At 75.7% G+C, this 11,376-nt stretch carries 8 protein-coding genes and 1 tRNA gene; 7 read left to right on the forward strand and 2 right to left on the reverse strand.

The annotated features are described in order from the left end of the window. Positions 1–55 precede the first annotated feature (55 nt). From ABZ885_RS04980 to ABZ885_RS04995, 4 genes are all read left to right on the forward strand, one after another. Positions 56–787 (forward strand): CGNR zinc finger domain-containing protein, encoded by a 732-nt coding sequence (locus ABZ885_RS04980; RefSeq protein ID WP_360183455.1) that lies wholly within the window; start codon positions 56–58, stop codon positions 785–787. A gap of 5 nt (positions 788–792) precedes the next feature. After that, positions 793–1,224, forward strand: a complete 432-nt coding sequence (locus ABZ885_RS04985) for an SRPBCC domain-containing protein (RefSeq protein ID WP_360183457.1) — start codon at positions 793–795, stop codon at positions 1,222–1,224. Positions 1,225–1,347: 123 nt separating this feature from the next. Then, positions 1,348–2,289, forward strand: a complete 942-nt coding sequence (locus ABZ885_RS04990) for a metallophosphoesterase (RefSeq protein WP_360183459.1) — start codon at positions 1,348–1,350, stop codon at positions 2,287–2,289. Between the two features lie 100 nt (positions 2,290–2,389). Further along, a tRNA-Pro gene (locus ABZ885_RS04995) sits at positions 2,390–2,463 on the forward strand. 221 nt (positions 2,464–2,684) lie between these two features. Here the strand turns inward: ABZ885_RS04995 and ABZ885_RS05000 are convergent. Both ABZ885_RS05000 and ABZ885_RS05005 read right to left on the reverse strand, forming a co-directional pair. Continuing rightward, the gene (locus ABZ885_RS05000) at positions 2,685–3,995 is read right to left on the reverse strand and encodes a hypothetical protein (protein ID WP_360183461.1); all 1,311 of its coding nucleotides are present in this window, start codon (positions 3,993–3,995) and stop codon (positions 2,685–2,687) included. A 331-nt stretch (positions 3,996–4,326) separates the two neighbouring features. Next, complete coding sequence (locus ABZ885_RS05005; RefSeq protein WP_360183462.1) at positions 4,327–7,161, reverse strand: AAA family ATPase; 2,835 nt, start codon at positions 7,159–7,161, stop codon at positions 4,327–4,329. Between the two features lie 157 nt (positions 7,162–7,318). Between ABZ885_RS05005 and ABZ885_RS05010 the strand changes: the two genes are divergently transcribed. The 3 genes from ABZ885_RS05010 to ABZ885_RS05020 all read left to right on the forward strand — a co-directional run. After that, positions 7,319–7,711: a nuclear transport factor 2 family protein gene (locus ABZ885_RS05010; RefSeq protein ID WP_360183464.1), complete on the forward strand. Its 393-nt coding sequence runs from the start codon at positions 7,319–7,321 to the stop codon at positions 7,709–7,711. 159 nt (positions 7,712–7,870) lie between these two features. After that, positions 7,871–9,301, forward strand: coding sequence for an MFS transporter (locus ABZ885_RS05015; RefSeq protein WP_360183466.1), 1,431 nt, complete (start codon positions 7,871–7,873; stop codon positions 9,299–9,301). 143 nt (positions 9,302–9,444) lie between these two features. After that, positions 9,445–11,376 (forward strand): prolyl oligopeptidase family serine peptidase (locus ABZ885_RS05020; RefSeq protein WP_360183468.1); only part of this gene is annotated, 1,932 nt, incomplete at its 3' end.

The raw sequence follows: 11,376 nt of genomic DNA on the forward strand, positions 1-11,376 counted from the left end.
CCGGCATTAACACCGGGGGCTTCTCGGGGCACCGGTAACTTCTTATAGTGGTTACATGATCGCCATCGAGGAACCGTCCGCAGGGCTGGTCCTGCACTCGCCCGGGGGGACGCGGTACCTCTTCGACCCCGGTGCGCTCTGCCTGGAACTGCTCACCACCGGCGGGCCCGGCGACTACGCCCGGTACGAGGTCCTGCACGAGCCCGGGGACCTGGCCGAGTGGCTCAGGCAGTCCCGGCTGCGGCTGCCCGCCGCCGACGGCGCCGGCTCGGGCCCCGGTACGGGCGCGGGCCCGGGTTCGGGCTCGGGATCGGGATCGGGATCGGGTGCGGCCGGTATCGGCATCAGCCCCGGCCAGCTGGCCGCCGTCCGGACCCTGAGGGACGCGCTCTGGCGGCTCACCGCGGCGCGGGCCCACGGCGAGGCCGGGGCGGCCGAGGACTACGCCGTACTCAACCGGGCCGCCGCCCACCCGCCGCTGGTACCGCAGATCGCCCTGGACGGCGCCGCCGCGCCGCCGCTGCCCGCCGACGGGGACCAGCTCGCCTCGACCCTCGCCCGCGACGCGATCGCCCTGCTCACCGGCCCGTACGCGGACCGGATCCGCGAGTGCGGCGCCCACGACTGCTCCCTGCTCTTCGTGGACACCTCGCGCCCCGGACGGCGGCGGTGGTGCTCGATGGAGCGGTGCGGCAACCGCCACAAGGTCCGGGCCCTGCGCGCCCGGCGCGACCGGACGGACGGCCCCGCAGGCCCCGCAGGCCAGAACGCCCCGACCGAGGAGTGATCCCCATGCCCGACCGTACCTCCGGCCCCCGCCCGGTGGGCCTCACCCGGGACGCCGGCTTCCAGATCGGCGTCTCGCGGACGCTGTCGCATCCTCCGGAGGCCGTCTGGTCACTGCTGACCTCGCCCGAGGGCGCCGCGCTCTGGCTCGGCCCCGGCGCCCGCCTCGCCGACCGGGTCGGCGGACCGGTCAGCGCCGCCGACGGCTCCTCCGGAGAACTGCGCAGCCTCCACCCCGGCTCGCGGATCCGGCTCACCTGGCAGCCGCCCGGCCGGGACCGCGCCACCACCGTGCAGGTCACGGTCACCCCCGGCCACGGCGGCACCGTGCTCCGGTTCCACCAGGAGCGGCTCGACGACCCCGCGGAGCGCTCCCGGCAGCGCGAGCACTGGCGGGCCGTGATGGACGCCGTCGCCGCCGGGCTGGCAACACGCTGAGGCCGCCGCACCGGAGCCGGCGGACGGGGGCCGCCGTACCGTGCGCACCCGGAGTACGACGGCGTGTCCCGGCGCACCCGCCGGACGTTCACCAGCTGATCCGCCGTCTGAGAGCATGGAGCGATGCGACCGCTGTACTCCGTCCCCCTCGGCATCGCCGCCACCGGCGCCGCCTGCCTCGCCTACTCCGCCGGGTACGAGGTCCGTTCCTTCCGGCTCCGCCGGATCGACGTCCCCGTCCTGCCCCGGGGCGCCCGCCCGATCCGGGTACTGCAGGTCTCCGACATCCACATGGTGAGCGGACAGGGCAAGAAGCAGCGCTGGCTGCAGAGCCTGGCCGGCCTCCGCCCCGACCTGGTGGTCAACACCGGCGACAACCTCTCCGACCCGCTCGGCGTCCCCGCCACCCTCGACGCGCTCGGGCCGCTGATGGACTTCCCCGGCGTCTACGTCTTCGGCTCGAACGACTACTACGGCCCGGCCCGCAAGAACCCGGCCCGCTACCTCCAGGCGATGCGCAGCGGCATCCACGGCATGAACAATCCCGACGGCAGCGCGCGGCGCGGCATCACCGGCGCCGTCCACAACCCGTGGCAGAAGCTGCGCGACGGCTTCGACGCGGCCGGCTGGCTGGACCTCACCAACACCCGGGGCCGGCTGGACATCGCCGGCCTCGACATCGAGTTCACCGGCCTGGACGACCCGCACATCCGCCGCGACCGCTACAGCGACGTCGCCGGCGGCCCGTCCGCCGACGCCGACCTCTCGCTCGCCGTCGTCCACGCGCCCTACCTGCGCGTCCTGGACGCCTTCGCCGCCGACCGCTACCCGCTGATCCTGGCCGGCCACACCCACGGCGGCCAGCTCTGCATCCCCTTCTACGGCGCCCTGGTCACCAACTGCGACCTCGACGCCAAGCGGGTCAAGGGCCTCTCCACCCACCAGGCCGGCGGCCACCGCTCCTACCTCCACGTCTCCGCGGGCTGCGGCACCAACCGCTACACCCCGGTCCGCTTCGCCTGCCCTCCCGAGGCCACCCTCCTCACCCTCACCCCCGCCCGCTGACCTGCATCGGACGCCCGCCGGGAATCGGATTTCGTCTCTCGGCGAGCGTCCGGTAGAGTTCTACTCGTCGCGAAGGAGACGGAGCGACAAACAGAAAGACCGGGGTGTGGCGCAGCTTGGTAGCGCGCTTCGTTCGGGACGAAGAGGCCGTGGGTTCAAATCCCGCCACCCCGACCCAGTAAGACCAGCTCAGGGCCGGTCTCCCGCAAGGGAGACCGGCCCTGACTGGTTTTCCGGGGGCTTCGGGAGAAGTCCGGGTGATCCCCCGAGGTCCCACTGACCGCCCCTCAGCAAGGCGCCGCACGGGAAGGCCCCGGAGAGCGATCTCTCCGAGGCCTTCCCCTTTTCACCTTCCCCGTTTCGCCGTCACCGGGCGGGCCGGCGAAACGGGCGCCTCAGGACCGGCGGCGCAGGCGGCGGGCGAAGAGGACCACGCCGGCGCCGAGGGTGGCGAGCGCCGCGGCCGCGGCGGCCGGGACCACGTCGGACTCGGTGCCGGTGGCGGCGAGTTCGCCCGCCACCGGGGTGACGGCCACCGGGGCGGCGGCCACCGGCTTCGGCTCGGTGACCGGCGCGGCCTCGGCCACCGGCTGCACGTCGGCGGCGGGCTTCGCCACGGCGGGCTTCGCTGCGGCCGGCCCGGCGGGGGCGGCGGGCTTCGCTGCGGCCGGCTCGACAGGAGTGACGGGCTTGGCAGGAGCGGCGGGCTTGGCAGGAGCGGTCTCGGCGGGAGCGACCACGGTGACGGTGGCGCCCTGGCTGCACATGGTGGTCCCTCGGAAGGGCGCGTCGCCCTCGTTGACGAAGACGCACGGGTTGATCTTCGTCGCCCCCGGCGGCGTGGTCCCGTCGTAGGACACCCGCACCCGGGTCACCTTGGTCTTCCCGGCGCCGATGGCGGAGTTGCGGCCCTGGAGGTAGACGCCGGGCTGCGGGTCCTCGGCCCCGCCGGACACCTGCTTCAGCGTGGTCCACGTGCCGTCCGCCGTGCGGACCTGGACGGTGGCGTGGGTGTCGGTGAAGAGCACGTTGCCGAGGTTGACGTAGCCGGAGGGGGTGGGGTTGGCCAGCACCGCGTCGAACTCGATCGGATCGCCGCCGGCGACCGCCGTGGCGGGCACGTGGGCGAGCGAGCTGCCGATGGACTCGACCTTGATCGTCTCGAAGTGCTCGTCCAGCTTCACCCACGAACCCGGCACGGTCAGACCGGCCCGCAGGTTGATGGAAGGGAAACCGCCGTTGGTCGCGCCCTGGTGCGGCAGGCCCATCGGGGCGCCGATGCGCAGGTCCACCTTCACGCTCTTGCCGGGCGCAACCGTGATGCCGTGCACCATGCCCTGGTAGGTGGCCGACTCGGCGCCCGCGTGGAACTCCAGCGGCACCGACGTCCACCGGCCGTTCGCGGGGTCCTTGTAGTCGATCGTGATCGCGTTCGGCGGCGTTCCCACCTCGGTCGTGGTGTCCAGCCCGAGCGAGTAGGTGGTGGTCTCGGTGCCGGTGTTGGTGACGGTCTCGGTGAACGCGACCGGCTGCCCGGCGAAGCCGACCGACGCCGGCGCCTGGACGCTCAGCGTCCCCTCCCCTCCTCCGTCGGCGAGGGCGGCCTGCGCCGGCAGGGCGAGCGAGCCGCCGAGCGCGAGGATGCCGAGGGCGGCAGCGGCGGCGACGGTGCGGCGCGAACGGCGGATGCGGATGGTGCTGGACATGGTTCCCCCCAGGAAACAGTGTTGTTGTGGACATGCCGATAGCAGCCTTGTGCGGCGGCACGGGAAGCGACGGGACGAGCGAGTGAGCGGCCGAGACGGCACGTGAACCTGCCGGGTCACGGACGGAGGATCCCCCCGCCTTCGGAAGGTGGCCCCCTTCCGTGCCCCTCACTGACATGGACGTGCGGCACCCGCCGAGGTTGCAGGTCGATCCGAAAATCTTTTTGCACCACTCGCCCAAGCCGGGACCCGCAGCGCTCCACCGCAGGTCACCGGCCCTGTGCCGGTGCCCGCCCCGCCTCGTCGGGCGCGGACGGGCACCCGCCGGGTGTCAGAAGAGGGTGACGAGATCCGTCCGGGAGGTGATCCCGAGCTTGGGATAGGCCTTGTAGAGGTGGTGGCCCACGGTACGGGGGCTGAGGAAGAGCTGGGCGGCGATGTCCCGGTTGGTGAGGCCCTGGGCGGCCAGGCGGGCGATCTGGAGCTCCTGCGGGGTGAGGGCGGTGAGCGCGCCGGCGGGGGCGTCGGCCGGGGCGGGCGCGGCGGTGCCGGTGGCGGTGAGTTCGGTGCGGGCGCGGTCGGCCCAGGGGCGGGCGCCGAGCAGTTCGAAGGTCTCCAGCGCGGCGCGCAGGTGGGGGCGGGCGTCGGTCCGGCGGCGCTCCCGGCGCAGCCACTCGCCGTAGAGGAGGGCCGTGCGGGCCTGTTCGAACGGGCGGTGGGTGCCGTCGTGGAGGCCGAGGGCGGTGCGGTAGGCGGCTTCGGCGAGCTCGTCGGGGCCGAGCAGGGCCTGGCAGCGCAGCCGCACGGCCTCGGCCCACGGCACGGCGGCGGCGCGGGCCCAGCGGTCGAACCGTTCGTACGGTTCGGCGGCCCGCTCGGGGGTGCCGAGGCGGACGGCGGCCTCGACCAGGTCGGGGATCGCCCGGGTTCCGCTGACGTGGTGCCGGTAGGGGCCGGTGGCGAGGGCCTGGAGGCGGTCGGCGGCGTCGGCGACGCGGCCGTGGCCGAGGTCGAGCAGGCCGAGCGCCCACTGCGTCCAGGGCTCGCCGGGGGCGGGGGCGGGTGCGCCCGACGGTCCGCCGGTCAGCGCCGTCGCCGTGCGGGCCGTCGTGGTGAACGCCGCGACCTGCTCCGTGTCGCCGGCGAGCGCGGCCAGGCAGGCGAGCAGCGCGCTGAGCTGGCTCACCCACTGGTGCTGCCCGGTGTCGCGGGCGAGGGCGAGGGCCTCGGTGGCGGTGACCTCGGCGTCGCGGTGGCGGCCGTGGAACAGCTCCGCCTCGGCGAGGAAGAACTGCACGGTGGGCAGCACGCCGACGGCGCCCTTGGCCCGGGCCTCGGCGGCGAGTTCGGCGGCCAGTTCGACGGTTTCGGCGTCCCGCCCGAGGATCAGCGTCGCGCCGCAGAGCTGGACCAGGTCGCGCGGGGTGTCGGCGCCCGCCCGGCGGGCCGCCGCCGCGGTGTCCCGGGCGGCGGGCAGCGGCGGGGCCGGGTGGCCGAGGGCGGGCAGGACGGCGGCCGGCAGGTGCCGGGCCAGCGGGGTGAGCGGGTCGCCCTCGGGCAGCGCGGCCAGGACCTCGGCAAGCCGGTCCAGGACGGCGACCACCGGCTCCTCGCCCGCGTACCAGGCGGCGTGGAAGGCCTGGAGCAGCATCCGGGCGGCGTGCGGCGCCTCGATGTCCGTGGCCGCGGCGTCCAGCAGCAGGCGGTACGCGGCCGGGTAGGAGCCGCGCCAGAAGTGCGCGGTGGCCCGGACGTGGTCGAGCAGCGCGTGCACGAAGACGCTGTCGGTCCGGGCGCCGGCCCGTTCGGCGAGCGCTTCGGCCTGCGCCAGCTTGCCCTCCTCGGTGGCGGCTTCGGCGGCCAGGACGAGCCGGCGGGTGGCGCCGTCGCGGTCGGGGGTGAGCCGGGCGGCGCGTTCGTACGCGGCGGCGGCGCCCCCGTGGCCGCCGCGGGCCTCGGCGCGGACGGCGGTGCGTTCCAGGGCGTCGGCGAGTGCGGCGTCGGGAGCGGTGGCGGCGAGGGCCAGGTGCCAGGTGCGGCGGTCGCCGTCGTCCAGCGCCCCGCCGATCGCCCGGTGGACCGCCAACCGCTGCTGCAGGGGAGCCCGTTGCAGGATGGCGGCCCGGAGCAGCGGGTGCCGGAACGCGATCCGGCGGTCCGCGTCGACGGTGACCAGGCCCGACTCCTCGGCGGGGGTGAGGTGTTCGGCGGCGGCGCCGAGGGCGGCGGCGGCCGCGAGGACGACGTCGAGGTCGCCGTTCTCCTCGGCGGCGGCGACCAGCAGCAGGTTCTGGGTGGCCGGCGGCAGGCCGGTGACCTGGCCGTGGAAGGCGATCTGCAGGCGACTGGTGAGCGGCAGGACGCCGGGTGCGGCGGCGGCCTCGTCGGCGGGCCGCCCGGCCGAGACCGGCAGCTCGGTGAGCGCCAGCGGGTTGCCGGCCGCCTCGGTGAGCAGCCGGCGGCGGACGTCACCGGCGAGCCCCGCGGCGGCGCGGGCGTCGAGGAGCCGGGCGGCGTCCGGCTCGGCGAGTCCGGCCAGCCGGAGTTCGGGGAGGCCGGCGAGCGGCAGGCCCTCCCCGGCGCCGCCGGACGGGCCGGCGCCGCCGGACGGGCCGGCACCTCCGGACGGGCCGGCGTCCCGGAGGCCGAGCACCAGGGCGACGCCCTCCGCCTGGAGCCGGCGGGCGGCGATCAGCAGCGCGTCCAGCGAGGCCCGGTCGAGCCACTGGATGTCGTCCACGATGCACAACAACGGCTGTTCCGAGGCCAGTTCGGCGAGCAGGCCGAGCACGGCGAGACCGGTGAGCAGCCGGTCGGCGGGCGCTGCGGCGGACGTGGCGGCGGATGCCCCGGCCGGCTCCTCGCCGAGCCCGAACGCGGCCTCCAGGGCCCGCCGTTGCGGCCCGGGCAGAGCCGCGAGCCGGTCCAGGCCGGGGGCGAGCAGCAGGCTGAGCCCGGCGAAAGGGAGTTCGGCCTCGTACTCGACCCCGGTCGCCCGCACCACCCGGAACCCGGCGGCCGCGGCCGCGGCGTGGTCCAGCAGCGCCGTCTTGCCGATCCCGGGCTCGCCGCGCAGCACCAGCACCCCGCTGCGGCCGTCCCTCGCCCCGTCGAGCAGTGCGCCGACGGCGGCCTGCTCCTGTTCCCGCCCGTAGAGCATCCCCATCCCCCGACCCTAACCGGCGGGGCTACGTACACCCCTACCTATCCGTGACGGATTCGCCCGCCGCGCGCGATCCGTACCTTCATGAGCAGCGGGAACGAGCCGCCGGGACGAAGCGCGGAAGTACCGCCAACCACCTTTCACCACAAGGGAGAAGACGATGACCGAGATCCAGCCGACCAACCTCCTGCCGGCCGACCTCCAGCAGCTCGCCGAGCGCTACCTCGCCGCCTGGAACGAGACGGACCCGGCCGCCCGCCGCAAGCTGATCGACGAGGCGTGGGCCGAGGACGGCAGCTACACCGACCCGCTGGCCGCGGTCACCGGCCGGGAGGGCGTGGACGCCCTGATCGGCGCGGCCCAGGCGCAGTTCCCCGGGCTGGAGTTCACCCTCGGCGCGGTCGACGCGCACCACGACATCGCCCGCTTCACGTGGAACCTCGGCCCGGCCGGCGCGGAGCCGCTGGTGGTCGGCTTCGACGTGCTGGTGGCGGGCCCGGACGGGCGGATCGCCTCGGTGTACGGCTTCCTGGACCGCGTCCCGGGCGCCTGAGCCCACCCGCACGACCCGGGGGCGGGCCGACCGGGCCCGCCCCCACTCCGCCCCGCCCCACTCCGCACCGCCCCACGCCACCTCGCACCGCGCGCGCCCCTCGCACCCGCCCCGCCCCACCTCGCCCCGCACCCCAGCGACTCCCCGGAGGAACCCGAGATGAGCACCGCCCTGCGCACCCGCCCGGCCCCGGTGGCAGCGGACACCGAGCCCTCGGAACCCGGTACCCGGGGCCTGCTGTCGATCATCCTGGCCGCGACCTTCATGACCTCGCTCGACGTCTTCGTCGTCAACGTCGCCGTCCCCTCCGTCCAGGCCGACCTCAGAGCCGGACCGTCCGCCGTCCAGTGGGTGATCGCCGGCTTCGGCCTGGCGCTCGCCGTCGGCCTGGTCACCGCCGGCCGGCTCGGCGACCGCTACGGCCGCCGCCGGGTGTTCGCCCTCGGCCTGGGCCTGTTCACGCTCGCCTCGGCCGGCTGCGGCCTGGCCCCGACGGCCGCCGCCCTGATCGGCGCACGGGTCGCGCAGGGCGCCGGGGCGGCCCTGATGGGCCCGCAGGTGCTGGCGATCCTGCGGACGGCGTTCAGCGGTGCGGCGCAGGCCCGGGCGTTCTCGATGTACGGGCTGACCATGGGCGTCGGCGCGGTGTTCGGCCAGCTGATCGGCGGCGTGCTGATCCGCGCCGACCTGTTCGGGCTGGACTGGCGCAGCTGCTTCCTGATCAACCTGCCGGTCGGCCTGGCCGCCCTGGCGCTGGTCCGCCGCTGCCTGCCGGAGTCCCGCGCTCCGCAGCGGCCCGGCCTGGACCCGGTGGGCGTCCTGCTGGTCACCGTCGCACTGACCGGCCTGGTGCTGCCGCTGATCCAGGGCCGCGAGCAGGGCTGGCCGCTCTGGACCTGGCTCTGCCTGGCCGGCTCGGTCACGCTGCTCGCCGGCTTCCTCGTGCACCAGCACCGCACCCGCGCCACCGGCTCGCCGCTGGTCGACACCCGGCTGTTCCGGGACCGGGCCTTCGCCACCGGCCTGCTCGCCCAGCTCGCCTTCTGGCTCGGCCAGGCCTCCTTCTTCCTGGTGCTCGCCCTGCACCTGCAGCTGGGCCGCGGGCTGGACGCGCTCGGCGCCGGCCTGGTCTTCACCGCGATCGGCCTCGGCTACCTGCTCACCTCCACCACCGCGCACCGCTTCGCCGAGCGGCTGGGCCGGCAGGTGGTCGCGCTCGGCGGGCTGCTGATGGCGGCCGGGCTGGGCCTGCTCGGCCTCGCCGTGCACGCGGCCGGGACGGCGGGCAGCGTCTGGTGGCTGGCCCCGGGCCTCTTCGTGGACGGGCTCGGCATGGGCCTGGTGATCGCGCCGGTGACCTCCGTGGTCCTGGCCGGGGTCAGGCCGCAGCTGGTCGGTTCGGCGGCCGGGCTGCTGGCCACCGTCCAGCAGGTCGCCGGGGCGCTCGGGATCGCGCTGATCGGCATCGTCTACTACGGCGCCGCCGACCCGGTGTCCGCGTTCGGCCGGAGCGTCGTGGTACTGGCGGTGCTGGAGCTGCTGCTGGTGGGTCTGGTGCAGCTGCTGCCCCGCCGGGCGGCCCGGGGCTGAGCGCCGGAGCCGGCCCGGCAGGGGCGCGGGGACCGGGGCGCGGGGCTCGGGGACGGGTTCCCGCACCGGGCGGGACGGGCGGGTGGGGGTCGGCCCCCACCCGCCCGTTCCGCTCGCTCCCCCCGATCGGGTTGGATGGGTGGATGAGCGAGGAGAAGAGCGCCGTACCGGCGTGGGAGCAGCGGTTCCGGGCGGCACGCGTTTCGCTGCCGGACTGGGCGGAGGACGCCCCCGACCGGGCGCTGTACGTGTCCAACGCGACCGGCACCTACGAGGTGTACGCCTGGGACCGCGCCGACGACACCCACCGCCGGGTCACCGACCGCCCGAACGGCACCACCGACGCCGAGCTGTCCCCGGACGGCGCCTGGGTCTGGTGGTTCGACGACAACGACGGCGACGAGTTCGGCGTCTGGCGCCGCCAGCCCTTCGCCGGCCGGCCCGACGGCGCCGAGGGCCCCGACGAGGAGGCCGTGCCCGGCCTCGCCCCCTCCTACTCGGCGGGCCTGGCCCTCGGCCGGGACGGCACGGTGGTGGTCGGCCGCTCCACCGACGAGCACGGCACCACCCTCCACCTGCGCCGCGCGGGCGCGGACGAGGCCGTGGAGATCTACCGGCACGAGGAGTACGGCGGCGTCGGCGACCTCAGCTACGACAGCACGCTGCTCGCCGTCGACCACACCGAGCACGGCGACGCGATGCACGCGGCGATCCGGGTCGTCCGGCTCTCGGACGGCGCGACCGTCGCCGAGCTGGACGAGGTCACCGGCTGCGCCGAGCCGCGCGGCGTCGCCTGCCTGGGCTTCGCCCCGGTCGACGGCGACACCCGGCTGCTGGTCGCCCACCAACGCACCGGCCGCTGGGAGCCGATGATCTGGGACGTCGCCACCGGTGCCGAGACCGCGCTGCCGCTCCGCGACGAGCAGGGCCGCGAACTGCCCGGCGACGTCTCGGCGCAGTGGCGTCCCGGCGCCCGGGCACTGCTGGTCGAGCACGAGTACGAGGCGCGCAGCGAGCTGTTCTCGTACGCGCTGGACACGGGCGTGCTGACCCGGCTGGACACCCCGCGCGGCACCGTCGGCGGCGCGACCGCCCGCCCGGACGGCACCGTGGAGTTCCTCTGGTCCTCCGCCGCCGAGCCGTCCGCCGTCCGCTCCACCGCCGGCACGGTGGTGCTGCGGGCCCCCGGCACGGTGCCGCCGGGCTCGGTGCCGGTCGAGGACGTCTGGGTGGACGGCCCCGGCGGGCGGGTGCACGCGCTGGTCCAGCGGCCGGCCGGCGACGGGCCGTTCCCGACCGTCTTCGAGATCCACGGCGGGCCGACCCACCACGACAGCGACTCCTTCGCCGCCGGCCCGGCCGCCTGGCTCGACCACGGCTTCGCGGTGGTCCGGGTGAACTACCGCGGCTCCACCGGCTACGGGCAGGCCTGGACGGACGCGCTGCGCGAACGCGTCGGCCTGATCGAGCTGGAGGACATCGGCGCGGTCCGGGAGTGGGCGGTGGCGAGCGGCCTGGCCGACCCGGACCGGCTGGTCCTCACCGGCGGCTCCTGGGGCGGCTACCTCACCCTGCTCGGCGTCGGCGTGCAGCCGGAGCACTGGACGCTCGGCGTCGCCGCCGTCCCCGTCGCGGACTACCTGACCGCGTACGACGACGAGATGGAGGCGCTGAAGTCGCTCGACCGCACGCTCTTCGGCGGCACGCCCGAGGAGGTGCCCGAGCGCTGGACCGCCTCCTCGCCGCTCACCTACGTCGAGCGGGTGCGGGTGCCGGTGTACATCAGCGCCGGCGTCAACGACCCGCGCTGCCCGATCCGGCAGATCGAGAACTACGTCGAGCGGCTGGAGCGGCTCGGCAAGCCGCACGAGGTCTACCGCTACGACGCGGGGCACGGCTCGCTGGTGGTGGAGGAGCGGATCAAGCAGCTCCGGCTGGAGATCGACTTCGTCCGGCGGCACCTCGGTACGGGCGGCGGCGGGGCGTACGACGCGGCGCTCGGCACGGAGCGTTCGACGGGGAGGGCGAAGCGGATCATGGTGACGACGGCGAGTGACCCGGTGACCGGAACGGGC

Source organism: Kitasatospora sp. NPDC047058 (genome assembly GCF_040643935.1).
Lineage (GTDB): Bacteria > Actinomycetota > Actinomycetes > Streptomycetales > Streptomycetaceae > Kitasatospora.